Raw genomic sequence first — 20073 nt, 5'->3', positions numbered from 1 at the left:
AAGGGGAGAACGGAGGAAAGGGGGCTTCGCTAGAGCAGAATCCAGACCCTGCGAAGCCCCCTTTCCTCCATTCTCCCCTTCCTCCTTTCCTCCCCCCCTTATGACAACCCAAACGATTTCCCGTATCGACGTCACCCCAGCGGCGGCCGACGTTATTGCCAAGCTGAAAGCACGACACGGCGAACTGATGTTTCATCAGAGCGGCGGTTGCTGCGACGGTTCATCGCCTATGTGTTTCGAAAAAGGCGATTTTATTGTTGGGCAGTCAGACGTGTGGCTGGGCGAAATTGAAGGCTGTGCTTTCTGGATGGCCGAAAGTCAGTTTGAGTACTGGCAACACACGCACCTGACCATCGACGTTACGCCGGGTCGCGGAGCCAGCTTCTCGCTCGAAATTCCGATGGGCATCCGTTTCCTGATCCGCTCACGCCTCTTCGAAGACGATGAACTGGCGCATTTAACGCCAATTCATTTTGGGGAAAACTAAATAGTGGGGAGGAAAGGGAGAACGGAGGAAGGAGGAAAGGGTGCTCTGCAACGGATCGTTCTGCTCTGCAGAGCACCCTTTCCTCCTTCCTCCGTTCTCCCTTTCCTCCTTCCCTTTAAACATACCTCGTCCACGCTACCTCCGGGTGTTCGGCTTTGTAGCGGCCATACCAGGCGCAGAGGGGATAAAGTATAATGACCAACGCCAGCCAAACGGCGTAGACAACGGGCAGGGTTACCCCGGCGGCGGCTGGCCGACCAAAACTCATCGGACCAAGCGGCATATCGCTGAATGAATAGCCCTGGAGCAGGACCATGCCGATCATGGCACCTTTTACCAGATACCAGTGAATGAGGTAGTAAAACAGCGGCACTTTTCCGTACACTTCCAGTCGACGAGCCAACCCGCTCCGGCTGCCATCGAACAGGGCAAGCAATAGGAACATGATGCCGAGGGTAAACGCTGTATACAGTAATGACGGCGGGTATTTGTTGATATTCAGAAACGACAAGACCGTGAACAAGCCGTTTTTCTGAGCCGACCAGGGTACCGGGTCACCGTATAGATTCAGGAAGCGGAAAACTAGAAACAGGGCGAGCGACCCGACACCAAGCCTGATCAGCTGCGTTTTTCGCTCGGCGATTGGTTTAGCAAACAGGGGGCCGCAACCATAGCCAAGCAGCATGATACCGAACCACGGCACAATGGAATAAGCAACGAGCAACGAGAAATTGGGGCTGACGGCAAAGAAGTCGGTTCGGAACAACAAGGCCCAACCCAGTCGCGCTGACTGATTGGTAAACGGTGGTACCAGCAACAACAGATCGTGGAGAAAAACGATGAGCAGCCCCGCTATCAGTATCGAACGTACCTGGAACCGGATTAGCCATGAGAGCAACACCAGCCCAACACCGATCACGAAGATCACCTGCAACATCATCGACCGAAACTGAATATCGGTCCAGAAGGCGAAGTTGATCAGGGTTACCTCCAGCAGAACAAGCACGAGTCCCCGTTTTAGCAGAAAGCGACTCCGTTCTGCCAGACTCCGGCCATCGTTGTCGCCAGTTGCGTATAAGGCGGCATCTTTTTGAACAGACAGATAAACCGACGTACCGGCGAGGAACACAAAGGTGGGCGCACAGAGGTGAGTGACGAGGCGCGTCAGGAAAATAGGCGCGGTTGTAGTGGACAGATCGGTTGGGTTCTGAGTCAATGCCGGCATGTGGAGCAGATCCCGCACATGATCCAGCGCCATAATGACCATAACCAAACCGCGTACTGTATCAATCGTAGAAATCCGCTTCATGCTGCTCTTGCAGGTTTAGAAAAGCAACATACACAAAAACCGGTTTCCTTACCCCGCCAGTGTCGCTACACTCTCGCCGGGCACCTCAGCATTATCTGACAGGCAAACGCCCTTACCCCGGAAAAAGGAGATAGCTGCCGCCGTCAGAATCAGGCCAGTCATCACCCAGTAAACCAGGCGCATACCGGTCAGTTGCGCGGCGGGACTCATGGCATCAATATGGTTCGTTTGGGCGTAGTAGTTTCGGGCGCTGTACCAGACCGCCGCGGAAAGGGCAATACCCACCACCAGGCCCATGTTTCGCATGAAAGCGATCACGCTGCTAGCCACACCCCGTTGTGCCAGTGGAGCCGCGTTGAGGGCACTACTACTATTGGGTGACTGAAACAAGGCAAAGCCCAGACTGACCAGCGAACTGCGCCAGACTACATTGTGCCAACTCCAGTCGGTTTGTAGAAATGAAAACGAGAAGTACCCAATTGCCGTGATGAGCAGACCCGTACTCGCCAGCCAGCGCGTGCTCACCCGACTTGACAGATACCCACCAATGGGTGCCACAATGCTTAGCGTCAGCGGACCGGATAAGAGCACGAGTCCGGCCGTTTGTGGTGAGAAACCGAGCAGTTGCTGTAGAAAAAACGGGATAATGAACAGGTTTCCGCCCGACGCCACAAAGCCCAGCCATGCCGCCATAATCGCCGATGTGTAGGGTTTAATTTTAAATAAGCCCAGTTGTAGCATGGGGACAGGCGTGCGGCCTTCCCAGTAAAAAAACAGGCCCAGCAACACGAAACCGGTGCCCAGCAGGCCCAATACGAGCGGATGCTGCCAGCCATAGTCAGCTTCGGGACCAAAGTCGAGGCCGGTTAGCAAGGTGGTTACGCCCACCAGAAACAGACCCGCCCCTAGCAGATCGAACGGTTGACGGGGCAATTTAGGGCTGCGCGGCAGCACCACCGACGCCCGCCAGATGGCGATGAGCCCGATAGGTACGTTCACGAAGAAAATGCTCGACCAGCCGAATTTGCCCAGCAGCAAACCGCCCACTACTGGTCCTGTGCTCGACCCCGCCGCCACAATGGCACCCATTAGTCCCAGTGCCTGACCCCGTTCTTTCGGACTAAACGTGTCGGAAATGATGGCGGGGGCAATGGCAAAAATCATGGCTGCGCCCAGCCCCTGCACGATCCGAAAACCCACCAGCGACAGAATATTCCACGATAACCCGCACAGCAGAGACCCCAGCACGAAGATGCCAAACCCGGTAATATACATCGGCCGTCGCCCCAGCCAGTCAGACAGTTTGCCCATGATGAGCAATGTGCTGGTGGTGGTGAGCAGGTAGCTGAGCACCACCCACTCTACGCTATCCCCGGCGTTCAGTTCGCGCCGAATCGTGGGGAGAGCAATGTTGACAATGCTGCTGTCGAGCGTAGCCATGAAGGTGCCAAAAGCCAGGGTGGCCAGCACCAGCCATTTATTCGGCGTAGCAGGGGGAGAAAGAGTTGTATCAGAGACCACAGGGCGATCATGTAACGGGGTTAATTCGTAACCCCCCAATGAGCCCCGTTGTTTGGGAGACGAGGAACAAGTAACGTACCTGCGGCCTTATTTCCGTTTCTGTTCGTATAGCTCTTCAAAATCCATAGGCGTCCAGCCAGGAACACCCAAACCGGGACGTTCGATCAGGAATCGGCCTGTCTGGGTGTCGATAATAATATCCCGGCTGTGGGCGCTAATAACAACCTGATAGCGGCGATTGTCTCCAGGGGCTGCTGTTTCGGGCTTGTCAGCTGGTTTGAAGTTAGCCAGAATGAGCAGGCCACCCACGAGAAGAGCGCCCAAAAAAAATGATTTCAGGTCGATTGAGAATGTGATTGATTTCATGATCATGCGTTGTTTAGTTAACAGAGCATAAGACACAACGTACCTGAATATGGTTTGAAACGAATGGACACAAATAACCATCATTTACCTTTGGCCTAACAACCGGAACGTACCTGACCACGGATCGCTCCCGCAAACGCCTCAACTCATGACGACAACCGACATTCAGCCCCTACTTGACCTGGTGGCGACCGATACACCCGACTGGAACGCGCTGCTTGCCCAAACCCTCGCCCAGTTCGATTGCACTACCGGCACCCTGCACCGCCTCGACTCTACCACGGGCTTGCTGACGCTGGTTGCCTACGCCGGTATGCCCGAATTTCTGCTGCCGAAGATCAGCCAGATTCCGATTGGCAAAGGCATGGCGGGTATTGCTGCCGAGCGCCGCGAGGCCGTGCAGCTCTGCAACCTGCAAACCGACGAATCGGGTGTGGCTCGTCCCGCAGCCCGCGACACTAAGGTGGAAGGATCGATTGCCCTGCCCCTGCTGCTCAACGGCGAATTGCACGGAACCCTGGGCATTGCCAAACCCGTTCCCTACGATTTCACCGACGACGAAGTAGCCGCCCTGATGCAACTCGGCGAAGCCATCAGCCGGAAACTATAGGTAGGTCGCTACAACGGCAACGTGCCTGCTGATGTTACCGACGTTGCTGTTGTAGCTGTTCCTGCTGCTGGTAGATCTCTTCGAAACCGTTGCTGGTAAACCGAAGCTTCACATTGCCCTCCCGCAGGAATCGTCCGGTCTGCGTATCGAGGATGATGAGGTGAGATTCGAGGTAAAGGGCCTGATAGCGGCGCATATCTTCGCACGGCCGGGGTTCTACTACCGGCTGCTTTACCGGTTCGGGCTGTGGCTGACTGGCGGGTTTATTGGCCATCAATAACATGGCTCCCATTGCTATCACGCCGAAGCAAAAGGATTTCAGATCAATCGTGATCGTTTTCATTGTTGAGACAGTTTGTTTTCCCAACAAAGACAACGCACCCGGCAATCTTTTATATTCGGCTACGATCGAATAGGTTGAGCAACGCACGATAAGAAACTAGTTTGCCTGACGCAACGTGGAGCCTGATTGCAGCATCCTGACTTTATCACGATCTCTGCCAACACCATGCGTCTGAAAACCGTCTGTCTCCTCCTGCTTATCTTCTGTGGAGCCTGTAGCACGACCCGCCCGTTCAAAACGGCCGATGGACAGCTGCTGGATACAAGCGTTGCTGAAATTCAGCGGGTTACGATTAATGGCATCAAACAATTCGTAACCATACGGGGAAGAGATCGACGTAACCCGGTTCTGCTGTGGCTACATGGAGGACCGGGCAGCCTGTCGATGCCCTTCTACATGCATTACAATGGCTCGTTGGAAGATCGGTTTACGGTCGTATACTGGGATCAGCGCGGATCGGGGAAATCCTATTCGCCTCGTATAGCACCCGAGACAATGACCTTAGACCAATTTGTGGCCGATACGCATGCCTTGACAACATGGCTCAAACAACGATTCAATCAATCCAAAATCGTACTGGTAGGCCATTCGTGGGGCGGGTTATTGGGCATGCACGTCATCGCCAAACACCCTGCCGATTATCAGGCTTTTATGGCCGTATCGCCCGTCTCGCACGGGCCTGAAAGCGAACAAGTATCGTATAAGTTTACGCTTAACAGCGCACAGCAGAAACAGGATGTAAACGCCCTGGCTACACTACAACGAATTGGACCGCCCGAAAACGGCTTGTATAAAGAGGGACTAAGCGCCCTGAAACAGCAGCGGGCCCTGGTACAAACGTATGGCGGTGTAGTGCACCAGGCCCTCAGGATGCCCGGTTCTCAGCTCTTTTTACATTCTAAAGAGTACAGCTTTTTCACCCTGTTCAAAACCAATAAAATACAGCGTCTTTCTTATCCAATGCTGGAGACGATCTGGCCAACACTTGATTTGAAAAAACAGGTTCCAGCCGTCAACGTACCTGTTTATTTCTGCCTGGGTCGCTACGATCATAACTGCCCGTCTGCCTTAGTTGCTGATTACTATGAATCCGTGAAAGCGCCTCACAAAGAACTCATCTGGTTCGACGAGTCGGCCCACCTCTTATGTTGGGAAGAACCGCAAAAATTCAACGCCCTCGTGAAGGAAAAACTGGGAACAAGCAGCAGTAGCGAGGATTTAAAATAGAAGCAAGTTAAAGAGCCGTACGAACCGCTCTTTTGTGCCCGGTCTCATCTCGCAAGGTGTTACGTATCAAACGTGCCCGTCAGGAGCACAACCGGGATTACTAAACTTTTTCCATGCCAGAATACGTACCTATTCAAATGGCCTCTCGACATAGCGAAAGCAAGTCTGTTTTCCCAGAAAAGACAACGTACCCGGCAATCTGTTTAAATTCGGCTATGAGTTACGTAGCGACAGCCCAAACGCACGCCAAATCGCCTGAAAAAAGTCTTTCTCATTTTCCTGCCTGCGCCTCAGCCGCATCAACACCGAAGCCGACGTTACCTTACCGCCACCATCGACGCCATCAACCGCGTGGTAGAGGAGCTACGGGCGTAGGTGGGGTGAATAAGCGAGTTAATGCTTGACGCAACTATTCAATAGCCCTCAGAATAGTTACCTTCAGCTTTGTCTTAAATCTAATAATGTCGAACTGCTTTCGATTATATGTAATAATCTCCGTGCAGTTTTGAGACTCGGCTATAGCCGTATGTAGACAATCGTTGATACTACTAAATCCAGTGAACGCAGCTAATCTCATTGCCCGCTCGAAATGTGTCAGATCGTAGTTGATAGGGGCTACACTTCGCAGTGTGCTCATTGCTTCCTCAATGAGCGGAGCAGGCTTTTCGAACTTGCTCATTGTGAAGGCCACTTCCTGCATAGACAGTTGAGACACGTTGAGAAAGCCCATTTAAAAGGGCTTTCTCAACGTGTCCTTTAGCTTGAGCATGTGGCAAGGGAGCATAGCCGATGAAGTAGTGAGCAAGAACATCACTATCAAAGTAGATCATACAATAACACTACAACGAGTTATCGTTCACACCGTCAATGATGTCATTAATATCAAGGCCAGCGTGTATAACGATTGGTGTTTGTGCCATCCGTTCACGCAGGGACTGCATTTTCTCAAGCAGATTTTGCTGCCCTGAATCCGGCTTCTGAATCTCTTCAATACGGACTCGGATGCTTTTTGTCTGCGAATAGCGTTGATAGGCGTTTAGCAAACGCTCGCCGGTCATCCTGTGTATCCAAAACAAACGTAGCTTCCATGATTACCAATGGCAATATAACGAAAACCATGCCTACTTTGTGCAAAGGGCCTGACGTGACATGCTGCCCATCGGAAAATGAAGCTGGCTGGCGTGATTACATCTACTAAGTATGCGATAAGCTATGACCGTTTACACAAAATTTACATTTTGTATTCACAATGCCATTTAATGTAAATTATTTACCCTAGTATTGATCGAACAAAACAGATCATGACTTCAGTTGACCCAGCGCACCCCGGCGAGTTGATCCCCGAAACCCTTGAAGACATCGTTGAGTAAACCGGCAAAAAACTGACCGCTGCGGATGTTGCCGCCGGTATCGGCACAACGCACAAAACGTTGTCTGCCATCATGAACGGTAAACAGAGCATTTCGCCTGAAATGTCTATTCGCTTAGGCACTGCTTTTGCCAATACGTCCCCTGAATTTTGGCTGACGGTGCAGGAGAACTACGACCTTGCACAAGCGCGGCAAAAAGTTGATACCAGCACTGTAACAGTATTTTGGAAGCCAGTAATGAATTTATCTAATTCTTTATAGGACAATTTTATCAATTTTGATAATGGAAAATGTGATTAAAGAGTCGAAAACTCATTCATTAAATGCACTAAATATCATTTGTAATATTTTTTTCATGTCTTCCCAATCATGAGATAGAATAAGCTTTTTGTCAGATTCACATTTACCCAGTTTTTTATTAAAACGTTGTTGAACAGCAGCTTTTTCTATAATTTCACCTTGATATTTACCTACACCCTTCTCAAAGCCAGTCCATTGTATTGGATAAAAATCATTATTATTCATTAAAACATCTTTGCCAAAATATAACTCGATACTACATGCACATTTATTTATATCTGCATGGGTTAATCCGGTTGGCCCAAGTGTTAGATAGTTTGAAGCTAATTCTATATCAGGTAAATGAAGAATTCTGAAATTCTCTGGGATCGTCAATTTTGATAATTGCTTAGTTGCAGCATATCCAGCAGTATCGTTGTCAAACAAGCTAATAATTCTGTTGTTTATGCCTGCGCCTATAAATGACTTAGTGTTATTTGCTAAAGAGCCACTACCGCCTTGTACAGCGGCATTGTCAAAATCCATGAACGAATAATATTTTGATAAGTGTGGATATAATAGGCGTAATGATCTTTTTAAAATATTGGCGTCAGACGAACCTTCTGTAAGAATAATTATTTTTTCATTTATTCTGTCTTCAAATGGCAATTCATCTTCTAAAATTAAATCTCTATAAATTTCCTTGGTTTTAGGAAATTTATCATCATACAATTGAGAATATAGATGTTCAGTTATATCATATTCTAACAACATATTTTTAGGTGATATTTCTACTAACCCCCTTATTACGTTTCTTGCATCTGAATTAGGAAAATCTTCAAATGGATTTGTATTTCTGAAAAGATACAATAAAGTTTTGTAATTTTTGTTCTTTTTATAATTATCCAAATCCTTTTTTTGAATTTTATTTTCAAATATGTATATCAAAGCTTCAAAAAAAGTGTGGTAGGAGGCTTTTTTTAAGAAGCTTATTTCACTTCTTGCGCGTTTATTATTCTCACCAGAGAAAACTTGCTTTAGCATACTTATTCTGTCAGCAATTGATGAATAAAAATCATCTTCGCCGCGCTGATAACTAAATCCTAAAACTATCAAACGATCTTTTATAATATCTGCGCTTGCTCTGAAAACAGCACACATTTCATTTTCTTCTTTGTCCTCAATATCGCCCCAAACAATTTTATTTCTATCACCTTTTTTTCTTCTATAAATGTATAAATCATCTACATCAAATAACGCTGCGATATAAGGATTAACTTCGTTCCTATCTGATGATATAGGATAATCGCCCATCATCAATTCGCAGTAGTATCCCATATTTTCTCTAGCTTAAGTCGTAAAATCGGTAAGTAAGTAATTTTAAGCCAAACAGTACTAATTGTATACGGACAGTCTTGTCACAATATAAACGTTGGTATATATTGTGACAAGACTACCCTATCCCCTAAACCGCTCCTGTAGATGCCATGCGAAGGCTTCGCGGTTGGGGTAGTGCATCTCGCCGAAGGGGAGGCGGAGGGGTTGGTTTTGGAACTGGCGGAGGTTGTAGGGACTGGTGGGGTTTTCGGCGATGGAGGGGGAGACGAGGACGCGGAGGCGATCGTCTATGCCGATCATGCCCCGGTCGAAGGCGGTGTGTAGGGTTGGGCAGAGGGCGATGCCGTTGGTCACATGGTCATTGCCGGAGACGCTGATCGGGATGATGTGGCAGGCTTCAACCAGCGTAGCTCCATCCGTTGCTATCACTTTCAGGCCCGAAATGGCGCAGGTGAAATCATATACTTTCGGCACCAGCTTTTTGAACAGGCCACCGCGAATGAAACGCGTTTCGTCATCGTCGGTGGTGAGCGAAAGGGTGGTTTGGTAGGGCACGGCCTTCTCATTCAGCAGGTACGTTGCCATGTCCTGCACATAGCTTCGTCCGACGGTTTTCACGCTCAGGTACGTTGCTTTCGTGACGGGAAAGTACGTATCGAGCAGCAGCGTTTTCAAGTACGCTCGCGCCTGTGTATCCAGCAGTAGCGTATACAGGTCATCGGCGAGATAGGCGTAGGCCAGCCGGTCGCTCAGCGTTTGTACGGTGCGGATATAGGTGTCAAGCAGGAAACCGGGATTCGGTTGCAAAAACCAGAACCCTTCGCTTTTCAGGTAAAAGAACGGCTGCGTAAAATCGTCGTGATTGGCCGTCTTCACCAGCAGCGCAAAATTCTCTTTGAATGTGGCCACCAGTTCCGGCGAAACACCGATCCGGTTTTCGGTGATGAACTGCCGGTCAATCAGGTCGATCAACGTTAGCAGGAAAACCGGTTTGTGGGGCGCTGGTCCGTACTGGGTGCCGCCCCGTTTCAGCTTCGTGAATTTCCGGACGTAGTAGGCAAGGCGTTCCTGATTAATTGGGCTAGGCATAACGTGAGCGTATTTCGCCACAAAATAGCCTATTCCAGGTACGTGCCCTATTCTGCGACCATGTTCGTGCTATCAACCCATCACTAACGGTGCGGCCGCCAATGTCACTCAATGTCACTAGCGACATACAGGCTTTTGCCCCACCCTTTGGCGCAACGCACAAACAGTTCGTCGCCCGGTCTTGTGGATCCGGTGCAATGATTGTGGTGGTTTTGTCGGGCTGATGGTTTAGTGTTACAACCAGTTTTGTTTAATGGCAGATACCAATTGGTTCATTTGATATCCCGAGCCGGGCTTAACCAGATAGTCGCTGGCTTGCAATTGCAGGGCCTTCTTGCGGTCTTGTTCGCTGTCTGACGTTGTCAGGATAATAATGGGCAGATCGTTATAGGCCTCGTTAGCCCGAATGCGTTCCAGGGCTTCCATCCCGTTCATGCGGGGCATATTCAGATCGAGGAGTACCAGATTGGGCAACTTATCGGTCTGGTCAAGCGCCTGGATAAGCGCTTCACCGTCTTCTAAAATATCGACAACAGCTTCTGGACTATGCTCTTTGATAAGATGCTGGACCAGAAATTGATCGTCTTCATCGTCATCTACTAAATAGATGTGCTGCGCTTTTGTGTCGGTCATACGGATACGTGTCTATACAACAGACTAGCTCATGACTGGGTTCTTTATATGTTGTTATGTTTAAGTTAAAAGCTACATTTCTTCAGCAACCTAGGTCTTCTGAAACTGCTTGGGATGATAACAGGCTGACCAGTAAGACAAAATTGCCCCCAACTGACTAACCCATTCGGCATAGGTAGCTTTCTTCTCAAATAGTCCCTGAATAGTGAACTCATAGGCATGTTCCACCGTCCGCTCGTCGACGGGGTGCGTTATGAAAATAAAGGGAATTGATTTTTTGCGTAGCGCCGGACTCTTCTCGATCTCCCGACGCATTTCTAAACCGCTCATTTTGAGCAGCGATACATCTGATAAAATCAGGAATGGCACGGTCTCGCTCGAGGTGATGTACTCTAAAGCGGCTTCACCTTCATCAAAGAACAACGGTGGGTGTGGCGATTTCAGCTCGGCCAGCGCTTTGATAAACATGGCCTGATCGTCTTCGTCTGAATCGATTAATAGAATAGGAGCTTCATTCATAATTTATTGAAGTAGAGTACCGTCTATTAACTACGTACCTATAGGCAAGTGTTTGAAAGCAACCAGCATTAAGCCAGTTTGACTATAGATTAATAACCACGCGTGACCTTCCCGTAGTCATCTAGCTCAACCACCGTGGCAGGATTGACGACTTTTCGGTAGAGCTACCCAGACTATACGGTAATTTGGTATTTTTAGGGATTATCGGGACTGCTCTGGCGTAGCCCCGCTAATCACGTACCCAACTCATCACAACCTGTATGCGTACACAATTCCTTGCTAAGGCGCTGCTGCTTCCAGCGCTGGCATTGGCTCAACCACTGGCCGCTCAATCGAAGAAAACCGTAAGCTCGCCGAATCGGGCGGCCGCGCCCGCCGACCGAACGCGGCCCGACAAAGACAAACTGGCGATCATCGCCGACCTCGACAAGCGGATGCCGGAATTTGCGGGCATCTCGAAACAGATCTGGGACTTTGCCGAACTGGGCTACCAGGAAGAAAAAAGCTCACTGCTGCTTCAGGAACAGCTAAAGAAAGAGGGGTTCGACGTGCAGGCGGGCGTAGCGGGCATTCCCACAGCCTTCGTGGCTACCTACGGAACGGGTAAACCTGTGATCGGTATCCTGGGCGAATACGATGCCTTACCCGGTCTGGCCACGGAAGCTAAACCCGATTTCACACCCATTCCGGGTCAGAAAGGTGGGCACGGCTGCGGCCATAATCTGTTCGGTACAGCGTCGATGGCGGCGGCCATCGAAGTGAAGAACTGGCTGAAAGCGGGTCACGCGGGTACGATTAAAATCTACGGTTGCCCGGCTGAAGAAGGGGGCGCGGGCAAGGTGTATATGGTGCGCGAAGGGCTGTTCAATGGCGTCGACGTGGTGTTACACTGGCATCCCGGTTCACAGAACGCCGCCGACGCTGGTACGTCGCTGGCTAATAAGAACGCCAAATTCCGGTTCCGGGGTATTGCTGCCCACGCCGCCGCCTCGCCCGAACGCGGCCGGTCGGGTCTCGATGGCGTTGAGGCGATGGACTACATGGTGAACATGATGCGCGAACATGTACCGCAGGATACCCGCATTCATTACGTGATCACGAAAGGCGGCGAAGCCCCCAACGTGGTACCCGCCTTTGCCGAAGTGTATTATTATGCCCGCCACAAAGACCGCGACATTCTGCAAAGTGTCTGGAAGCGGATCGAGAATGCCGCCGAAGGGGCCGCCAAGGGAACAGGCACCAAAGTGGAATGGGAAGTGCTGGGTGGCGTATTCAACCTGCTACCCAACGTGACGCTGGCCGAGGTGATGCACAACAACTTGAAAACCGTTGGCGGCATCACCTACACACCCGAAGAAACGGCCTTCGCTGAAAAGATCAGGAGTACCTTCCCTGACGATCAGCGCGTACCCGTCACCAACGCCGCCCTGATCAAAGATTTCCGCGACGCCTCGGAAAGCGCCACCAGCGGCGGCTCTACCGATGTGGGCGATGTAAGCTGGACGGTACCAACCGTGGGCCTGCAAACGGCCACCTGGGTACCGGGTTCATCGGCTCACAGCTGGCAGTCGACGGCAGCCAGTGGCATGAGCATCGGGCAGAAAGGCATGCTGGTCGCCGCCAAAACGCTGGCCCTTACTGCGCTCGACCTCTACACCACCCCCACGCTTATCGAAAAAGCCCGCGCCGAATGGATTCAAAAACGCGGGGCTGATTTCAAATACGAAGCCCTGCTCGGCGATCGCAAACCCGCGCTGGATTACAGAAAATAGCGGTGACGATTGCTGGGGCGTATTGCTGACGCAGGCGTAGGGCGGGGCTCGCCTCCGCCCTACGCCTGCGTCAGCAATACGCCCCAGCAATCGTCACCCAACAACCACCCATAAATAACCCTCATCGACATATATGAAATACCTTCTCACAACATTCCTTGCCCTTGCCGTAGCTCCCTTGTCGGCCCAGCCTCAAACCGACGTACCTGGCGAAACACTGCTGTTGCGGCAACCGTCGCTCTCTAAAACACACGTGGCGTTCAGCTATGGCGGCGACCTGTGGGTGGCCAACCGCGATGGATCATCACCCCGGCGGCTTACGGTGGGTCCGGGTGCCGAAAGTGGGCCGCAGTTTTCACCCGACGGACAGACCATCGCCTTCACAGCTACGTATGACGGGAACACCGACGTCTATCTGGTTGGCATCAACGGTGGTATGCCCAAGCGACTAACCTTCCACCCGAGTCCGGAAACGGCGAAAGGCTGGTCGGCCGATGGGCAGCGGGTGCTGTTTGTCTCGAACAGCCTGTCGGCACCAGCCCGCTCCCCAAAAGCATTTACCGTATCGACGAAGGGCGAGCTGCCACAGCTACTGCCGATTCCGACGGTAGGCAGCTGGGCGAAGCTGTCGCCCGACGGCAAGGAACTAGCTTACAGCGTCACCTCCGACGCGTTTAACACCTGGAAACGGTATCGGGGTGGTATGACAACGCCCATCCGGATGCTGAACCTGCAAACGCTCGATGCGGAGGATATCCCGCACGTCAACGCGTCGGATGTGCAGCCGGTGTACGTGGGCAACACCATCTACTTCCTGTCGGACCGGCAACGGATCATGAACGTGTTCGCCTTCGACAAAAGCACCAAACAGGTTCGTCAGGTTACGAACCACACCGACTTCGACGTAAAATCGCTGGCTACCGACGGACAAACGCTCGTGTACGAACAGGCTGGCCGCCTATTCCTGCTCGATCCGGCTGCTTCGACGGCCGCCGGCAAAGGACAACTCATTCGTGTATCGCTGGCGGGGAATATCGACGTACTGGCCTTGCGGCCTACCTGGAAACCAGTGGGGAACATGATGCGGTCGTTCCACCTATCGCCAACGGGCGCCCGGGCGGTGGTTGAAGCACGCGGCGATATCTATACACTACCCGCTAAAAAAGGCGACTGGCGCAACCTGACCCTTACCGACGGCGTGCACGACCGAAATCCACTCTGGTCGCCCGATGGCGCACGGATTGCCTACGTGTCTGACGCGACGGGCGAATACATGCTGATGTTGCGCGACGCCAAAGGCGAGAAAGCCGCCGAGGCCATTTCGCTGGGCGATCCGTCATTTTACACCCTCGACAAATGGTCGCCCGACGGGAAGAAGATTCTGTATAAAGACAAAAAGCTGAACTTATGGTACATGGACCTGTCGGCGGGTCGCAAGCCTGTGAAGATCACCACCGACACATTCGGTCCCAATTCGACCATCGAAGCCGACTGGTCGCCCGATTCGAAATGGGTAGCGTTCTCGCGGAAGATGGACAATTACCTGAATCAGATTCACCTGTACGAACTGGCGTCGGGCAAGACCACGCCCATTACCGACGGCGCCAGCCATACCGACGCACTCGCCTTTAGCCGCGACGGTAAATACCTGATTTTCACCGCCAGCACCAACGTGGGTCCCTCCTTCGCCTGGCTCGACATGGCCGGTCTGGACCGTCGCGGCCTCGTGACGCAGAACCTGTATGCCGTGGTACTGAACGCCAAAGATGCCAGCCCGTTCGCGCCTGAGTCGGATGATGAAAAAGAGGCACCGGCCATGCCGGCCACCGACAGCACCCGCGCCACGCCAACGAAGAAACCCGCACCGGTCGTCACAAAATCGGCTGCTACTACGACGGTGATACCCAACGTACCCAGAACGGTGATCGATCTGGAGAATATCGGCCAGCGGATCGTGGCATTGCCTGTTCCGGCAGGAAGTATCGACAAGCTGAAGTCGGCCGATGGCGGCAAGCTGTTTTACATTGGCTACACACCCGCCACCGCCGCACCAACCCTCTACCGCTTCGATTTCAAGGAGCGCAAAACGGAAGCCTTATTGCCCGGCGTGAGTGACTACGAAGTATCGGCCGATGGGAAGAAACTCCTGTTCATGACTGGTTCCGACAAGCTGAACATCGCCGACGCAGCGGGTAAACCAGCCGTGGCTGATGGCAAAGTCGATGTAACGCCGTTGCAGGCGCTGATCGACCCGCGCCATGAGTGGTCGCAGATGCTGGCTGAGTTCTGGCGCATTGAACGTGACTATTTCTACGTACCCAATTATCACGGCGTCGACTGGAATGCCATCAAGACAAAGTACGCCCCCTTTCTACCGCATGTAGCGCACCGTTCAGACCTGAATTACCTCATCGGCGAGATGATGGGCGAGATGGTCGTAGGCCATAACTACGTCAGCGGCGGCGACATTCCCGACAGTAAGCCCGTTCCCGTAGGTATGCTCGGTGCCGATTTTGAGCTGGTCGATGGTATGTACCGCTTCAAAAAAGTCTTCAACGGCGAAAACTGGAACCCAACCCTCCGCGCCCCGCTGACCGAACCGGGTGTCAGCGTGAAAGCGGGTGAATACCTGCTGGCCATCAACGGGCGGCCACTGACGGCCACCGACAATGTGTATCAGCAATTGGAAAATACCGTTGACCGGCAGATTACGCTCACCGTGGGGCCAAACGCTTCGATGTCGGGTGCGCGGAAAGTGACGGTCGTGCCCATTGCCGCCGAAACGAACCTGCGCCTGATGGATTGGGTAGAAGGCAACCGCCGCAAAGTACACGCTGCCACGGGGGGTAAGGTAGCCTACGTGTACCTGCCCAACACAGGTCAGCAGGGCTACGACAATTTCAACCGCTATTACTTCAGCCAGGTCGATAAGCAGGCGGTTATCGTCGATGAGCGTTTCAACGGTGGTGGCCTCGTAGCCGACTACATTGTGGATATGCTCGACCGGCCACTGCTGAGCTACTGGGCACCCCGCGAAGGCAAGCCATTTACCAGCCCCGCCGCGTCGATTTACGGGCCAAAGGTGATGATCGTGAATGAATATGCCGGTTCGGGTGGTGATGCGCTGCCTGCATTTTTCCGTCGCCGGAATCTGGGCACCATTGTAGGCAAACGTACCTGGGGTGGTCTGGTTGGTATTTCGGGCTACCCGTCGCTGATTGATGGTGGTTCGGTTACGTCGCCCAGCTTCGGTATTTACAGTCCGGAAGGAAAATGGGAAATCGAAAACGAAGGCGTCGCGCCTGATGTTGACGTAGACATGACACCGAAGCTGAGCCAGAACGGGGCCGATCCGCAGTTGGAGAAAGCCATCGAAGTCATTCAGGCCCAGTTGAAAAAATCCCCCGTCGAGCTACGCGCCATGCCTAAGGGCGATCAGCGCGCGGCCGGGGAGTAGATGGCAGGTTTGCACCTGCAAGCAACTACTCCATAGTTTTTTTTGTCATTCCGACGTCAGGAGGAATCGTGGGGTTCCGCTTGACGTATTCAAAAGGAACGCCACGATTCCTCCTGACGTCGGAATGACAAAAAAAGCCACACCCTTCACGCTAACGTACCTGGCACCGGGCCTATACCTGCACCGGATCGATCTGGGTACGTATGCGTCTTTGTGGCGGGAACAGGATTTTACGTTCTTCTTCCGCGACATGACCGATCAGTTTGCCCAACAGGGCGAGCGCGTCATTCATTTGTGGGAAGATGTGGAGCGGCAAAAACCAGCCGTAGTTGCCTCACGACTGGCCGCTTTGCAGGGGCACTCCATCCGAATTCCGGGGCGGCTAACAAAGGCGCGGCGTATCGATAAGGCAACGGCAGTGGCATTCCTGGACGACCATCATTTGCAGGTAGCTTTGCCCGGTAAGGTTCGCTACGGGCTATATCTACCCGAGCGGTATTACCGAATCTTACCGGATACGTACCTGACCAATTGCCCCACCGACGAATTACTAGTCGCCGTAGCCACCTTTGCTCAACCACGTACCCAGCAGCGCAATGGTCTGCCGTTTCGCTCGGCCGAGCTTCTGCGCATGGCCAGTCGCGTTGGCACAACGGTCGTGGGCGGGCTGGATAAACTGGTAAAAACCTACCTGACCAATCACCCCGCCGACGCCCTCATGACCTACGCCGACCGCGACTGGTCGGACGGGGCCAGCTACCGAAAGCTGGGGTTCGACCAAACGGGCGAGACACTCCCGCAGCAATTCTGGCTCCACCCTAACGAAGGCATTCGCTACGTCCGTGACTGGCTTCCCCTACCGTTTAACGAAAGTAATGCTATAGACTTTGGCTACATTCCTGTTTATAACTCGGGGAGTTATAAGTTTGTACGAAGGTCTGAAAAAGTCGAGGAATCATAAGTTTGGCAAGCCGCGTCGTATTACTGTTGCGACTGTCCAGGCGTATTACTTGTTCTGACTTACGACTCTTAAACTATATGACTCGATCTATTTCTGCTTCCGATTACATCAAAGGATTTCTGCGTCTGATCCGGGTGCAGAACCTGCTGATCGTGGTCGGCACGCAGTATCTGGCACGGGTTGCGTTGATTGGGCCACGCGAAGACTGGCCAAACCTGCTACTGGATGGCCGGCTGTTCATCCTGACGCTTTCGACAGTATGTATTGCGGCGGCGGGCTACATCATCAATGACTATTTCGACGTTAAGATCGACATTGTCAATAAACCCGAGCGGGTCATTATTGGACGATATCTGAAGAGGCGGTGGGCCATTACGGCGCATCAGGCCCTAAACGTAATTGGGTGCTTTCTAGGCCTTTTACTAAGCCGCTGGGTATTTGCCGTTGATGTACTGTCGGTGTCGTTGTTGTGGTTCTATTCGGCCAATTTAAAGCGGCAACCGTTCATCGGCAACCTCGTAGTCTCGTTCCTGACGGCGCTGTCGCTGATCGTGATGGCTGTTTATTACAAACAGAACGAAAACCTGTTGCTGGTCTACGCGGCCTTTGCCTTCGTAGTCACCGTGGTTCGGGAAATCATTAAAGATATGGAAGACGTGCGCGGCGATGCCCGCTACGGCTGCCGCACCTTGCCAATCGTCTGGGGCATCCGGCGCACCAAATACCTGCTCTACGTTATCATTGCCGGGTTTATCATGACCCTCTTTCTGACGGCCGAACACTGGCAGAACCCCCGTTTAGGCTGGATTTTCATGCTACTACTTTTACCCGTGGCCTGGCTGGTATATAAACTGGTGCTGGCTGATACCCGCCGCGAATACAGCTACCTCAGCAACCTCTGCAAATTGATCATGCTGATGGGCGTGCTGACGATGGTGTGGGCGTAGGTGATTGGGGATGTCGGATTGCGGATTCTGCTCCGCCCTTTTTTCAAAGTAGCGGAGCAGAATCCGCAATCCGACATCCCCAGTCCAAAATCAATTAGCATTCCCCCCTGTCGAGGCCGTTGACCAGGTCTTTCATATCGTCGATTAGGCGCGTAAGGCGGTCCTGGCCGATGATGGTGCTGAAGTGCGCGTGGGCTTCTTCCATGCATTGGTGCACCCCAATCAATAACTCAAAGCCGCGCTCATTCAGGAAAATGCGGCTGGCACGAGAATCGGTCTCGTCCTTTTTCGTGTAGATATACCCCCCTGACTCAAGCAGGCTAACCACCTTGCTCATCATCTGCTTGGTCACGTCGGCCTTACGGGCAAGCTCGTTGTTGGTAATCCCGTTCTCCTCAATATTAGCAACCAGCCGAAGGTAACTGAGCTTAAAGTCAGTGAATCCACGCTGGTGTAAGCGGGGCTCCATAAATTCATCCAGAAAACGCTTGAGTCGCCAGGCAAGACGCCCCATCGACCGGCTTCGAACTTCCCGGAACATCTCAAAGGTGAAGAGTTTACTATCTGCAGAATTCATGACCGTGGCGAACTTTTATAAGTCGCAAACTGATTAATGATTAATTAATAGACAAATATAGTCAACTCACTTGACTTTTATAGTCAACCCGGTTTACCTTTGCTTGGTTCATCAACGGGTGCTCCCGCCCGTTCTGTTCACAACTGGATTTTTCGTGCTTCATCTAATTAAATCTATGGCATCTGACTCAACATCTCCTGTTAAAACATATTTACCCCGGCTCATCGGTTTGGTTGCCATTGTGGCTGCCGCCTATTGGGGCTTCACAGCCTACCGTCGCGGACAGCAATACGAATCAACTGATAATGCACAGATTGAAGGCACATCGGCCCCCGTGCTGGCGCGGGTAGCCGGGTACGTTCAGGAAGTAGACGTGGCTGACTATGCTACGGTGAAACGCGGCCAGCCGTTGCTTACCATCGATCCGCAAGAATATGAAGTAGCGTTACAACAGGCCGAAGCCGATTACCAGTCGACGTTGGCCGATATCAAAACGGCCCAGGCCGATCTGGCCACGGCCCAGGCTACCACCCGCAACGTGGCTCAGAACCTGAAAGTAGCCCAATCGGCCGCTGCCGTACAGGCTGTTCGCCGTAACAAAGCGCAGGCCGATTTGCAACGCGATCAGAACTTATACAATGACCAGTCGCTGACCCGTAAGCAGCTCGACGATTCGCGCAACACGGTAGAGGTGCAAGCGCAAACCTACCAGAATAGCCAGGAGCAGATTGGTCTGGCACGTACCCAGCAGGGTGTAGCCGAAGCTGGTATCCAGAAAGCGCAGGCAGCCATTCAGAAAATGCAGGCGGTGCTGAAGGTGAAAGCCGCCGCCGTTGAAAGCGCCAAACTTCGCCTCACCTACGCCAAACTGGCGGCACCCATTACCGGAAAAATCGGCAAGAAAAATGCCGTGGTTGGCCAGTATGTACAGCCGGGTCAAACGCTGATGACCATCGTGAATGACAGCACATTCTGGGTTATTGCCAATATGAAAGAAACGCAGCTGGAGAAAGTGGTCGTTGGCCAACCCGTTGATATCAAGATCGATGCGTATCCCAATTTGGAGGTAAAGGGCCGTGTAGCGTCTCTGTCAGAAGCAACCGGTGCCCGTTTTGCGCTGCTTCCGCCCGATAACTCGTCGGGCAACTTTGTTAAGATCACGCAGCGCGTTCCGGTCAAGATCGAGATTCTGAACCCAGAAAAGTACAAAGACAAGCTTCGCGCCGGTCTGAGCGTTGATGCAGCCATACGGGTAGCCGACTAACCTC

Annotated in this window: 20 protein-coding genes; 9 read left to right on the top strand and 11 right to left on the bottom strand. The window is 52.2% G+C overall.

Going from position 1 to position 20073, the window contains the following annotated elements:
• The first annotated feature begins 100 nt into the window (after positions 1 to 100).
• Entirely contained in the window at positions 101 to 487 is a 387-nt protein-coding gene (locus J2I46_RS26345; protein ID WP_207332084.1) for a DUF779 domain-containing protein, read from the top strand.
• Positions 488 to 602: 115 nt separating this feature from the next.
• Here the strand turns inward: J2I46_RS26345 and J2I46_RS26340 are convergent, their stop codons facing one another.
• From J2I46_RS26340 to J2I46_RS26330, 3 genes are all read right to left on the bottom strand, one after another.
• Positions 603 to 1796 (bottom strand): acetyltransferase domain-containing protein, encoded by a 1194-nt coding sequence (locus J2I46_RS26340; protein ID WP_207332083.1) that lies wholly within the window; start codon positions 1794 to 1796, stop codon positions 603 to 605.
• Positions 1797 to 1844: 48 nt separating this feature from the next.
• Entirely contained in the window at positions 1845 to 3317 is a 1473-nt protein-coding gene (locus tag J2I46_RS26335; protein WP_310589086.1) for an MFS transporter, read from the bottom strand.
• A gap of 87 nt (positions 3318 to 3404) precedes the next feature.
• Positions 3405 to 3683, bottom strand: coding sequence for a hypothetical protein (locus J2I46_RS26330; protein ID WP_207332082.1), 279 nt, complete (start codon positions 3681 to 3683; stop codon positions 3405 to 3407).
• Between the two features lie 148 nt (positions 3684 to 3831).
• On the opposite strand from J2I46_RS26330, the gene J2I46_RS26325 reads away from it, so the two are divergent.
• On the top strand, positions 3832 to 4293 hold the full coding sequence (locus J2I46_RS26325; protein ID WP_207332081.1) for a GAF domain-containing protein: 462 nt from the start codon (positions 3832 to 3834) through the stop codon (positions 4291 to 4293).
• A gap of 34 nt (positions 4294 to 4327) precedes the next feature.
• Here the strand turns inward: J2I46_RS26325 and J2I46_RS26320 are convergent, their stop codons facing one another.
• Positions 4328 to 4636 carry a hypothetical protein gene (locus tag J2I46_RS26320; RefSeq protein ID WP_207332080.1) on the bottom strand — a complete coding sequence of 103 codons (309 nt, stop codon included), beginning with the start codon at positions 4634 to 4636 and terminating at the stop codon, positions 4328 to 4330.
• 165 nt (positions 4637 to 4801) lie between these two features.
• On the opposite strand from J2I46_RS26320, the gene J2I46_RS26315 reads away from it, so the two are divergent.
• A complete protein-coding gene (locus tag J2I46_RS26315; RefSeq protein WP_207332079.1) occupies positions 4802 to 5863 on the top strand; it encodes an alpha/beta fold hydrolase in 1062 nt (353 codons plus the stop codon).
• Positions 5864 to 6272: 409 nt separating this feature from the next.
• On the opposite strand, the gene J2I46_RS33575 is transcribed toward J2I46_RS26315, so the two are convergent.
• Together J2I46_RS33575 and J2I46_RS26305 are read right to left on the bottom strand one after the other, a co-directional pair.
• On the bottom strand, positions 6273 to 6593 hold the full coding sequence (locus J2I46_RS33575; protein ID WP_374758104.1) for a PIN domain-containing protein: 321 nt from the start codon (positions 6591 to 6593) through the stop codon (positions 6273 to 6275).
• Positions 6594 to 6702: 109 nt separating this feature from the next.
• Positions 6703 to 6921 (bottom strand): hypothetical protein, encoded by a 219-nt coding sequence (locus J2I46_RS26305; protein ID WP_207332077.1) that lies wholly within the window; start codon positions 6919 to 6921, stop codon positions 6703 to 6705.
• A gap of 324 nt (positions 6922 to 7245) precedes the next feature.
• Here J2I46_RS26305 and J2I46_RS32955 point away from each other — a divergent pair, with 324 nt between their 5' ends.
• Positions 7246 to 7494: a HigA family addiction module antitoxin gene (locus J2I46_RS32955; RefSeq protein WP_262898058.1), complete on the top strand. Its 249-nt coding sequence runs from the start codon at positions 7246 to 7248 to the stop codon at positions 7492 to 7494.
• A 51-nt stretch (positions 7495 to 7545) separates the two neighbouring features.
• On the opposite strand, the gene J2I46_RS26295 is transcribed toward J2I46_RS32955, so the two are convergent.
• From J2I46_RS26295 to J2I46_RS26280, 4 genes are all read right to left on the bottom strand, one after another.
• On the bottom strand, positions 7546 to 8850 hold the full coding sequence (locus tag J2I46_RS26295; RefSeq protein WP_207332076.1) for a HEPN/Toprim-associated domain-containing protein: 1305 nt from the start codon (positions 8848 to 8850) through the stop codon (positions 7546 to 7548).
• A gap of 120 nt (positions 8851 to 8970) precedes the next feature.
• The gene (locus J2I46_RS26290) at positions 8971 to 9939 is read right to left on the bottom strand and encodes an HNH endonuclease (RefSeq protein ID WP_207332075.1); all 969 of its coding nucleotides are present in this window, start codon (positions 9937 to 9939) and stop codon (positions 8971 to 8973) included.
• Positions 9940 to 10173: 234 nt separating this feature from the next.
• Positions 10174 to 10572 carry a response regulator gene (locus tag J2I46_RS26285; protein WP_207332074.1) on the bottom strand — a complete coding sequence of 133 codons (399 nt, stop codon included), beginning with the start codon at positions 10570 to 10572 and terminating at the stop codon, positions 10174 to 10176.
• Positions 10573 to 10662: 90 nt separating this feature from the next.
• Positions 10663 to 11091: a response regulator gene (locus tag J2I46_RS26280; RefSeq protein WP_207332073.1), complete on the bottom strand. Its 429-nt coding sequence runs from the start codon at positions 11089 to 11091 to the stop codon at positions 10663 to 10665.
• Positions 11092 to 11351: 260 nt separating this feature from the next.
• On the opposite strand from J2I46_RS26280, the gene J2I46_RS26275 reads away from it, so the two are divergent.
• From J2I46_RS26275 to J2I46_RS26260, 4 genes are all read left to right on the top strand, one after another.
• Complete coding sequence (locus J2I46_RS26275) at positions 11352 to 12863, top strand: amidohydrolase (protein ID WP_207332072.1); 1512 nt, start codon at positions 11352 to 11354, stop codon at positions 12861 to 12863.
• Between the two features lie 133 nt (positions 12864 to 12996).
• Positions 12997 to 16320, top strand: coding sequence for a S41 family peptidase (locus J2I46_RS26270; protein WP_207332071.1), 3324 nt, complete (start codon positions 12997 to 12999; stop codon positions 16318 to 16320).
• A 124-nt stretch (positions 16321 to 16444) separates the two neighbouring features.
• Positions 16445 to 17281: a hypothetical protein gene (locus J2I46_RS26265; RefSeq protein WP_207332070.1), complete on the top strand. Its 837-nt coding sequence runs from the start codon at positions 16445 to 16447 to the stop codon at positions 17279 to 17281.
• Positions 17282 to 17358: 77 nt separating this feature from the next.
• Positions 17359 to 18228, top strand: a complete 870-nt coding sequence (locus J2I46_RS26260; protein WP_207332069.1) for a geranylgeranylglycerol-phosphate geranylgeranyltransferase — start codon at positions 17359 to 17361, stop codon at positions 18226 to 18228.
• 94 nt (positions 18229 to 18322) lie between these two features.
• Here J2I46_RS26260 and J2I46_RS26255 read toward each other — a convergent pair whose 3' ends face one another.
• The gene (locus tag J2I46_RS26255) at positions 18323 to 18805 is read right to left on the bottom strand and encodes a MarR family winged helix-turn-helix transcriptional regulator (protein WP_207332068.1); all 483 of its coding nucleotides are present in this window, start codon (positions 18803 to 18805) and stop codon (positions 18323 to 18325) included.
• Positions 18806 to 18980: 175 nt separating this feature from the next.
• Between J2I46_RS26255 and J2I46_RS26250 the strand changes: the two genes are divergently transcribed.
• Positions 18981 to 20069 (top strand): HlyD family secretion protein, encoded by a 1089-nt coding sequence (locus J2I46_RS26250; protein WP_207332067.1) that lies wholly within the window; start codon positions 18981 to 18983, stop codon positions 20067 to 20069.
• The last annotated feature ends 4 nt before the right edge of the window (positions 20070 to 20073 follow it).

The organism is Fibrella forsythiae, from assembly GCF_017353175.1.
Taxonomy (GTDB): domain Bacteria; phylum Bacteroidota; class Bacteroidia; order Cytophagales; family Spirosomataceae; genus Fibrella; species Fibrella forsythiae.
The sequence above is the reverse complement of the archived record's forward strand: the minus strand, read 5'-3'. Positions and strand labels throughout refer to the sequence as shown.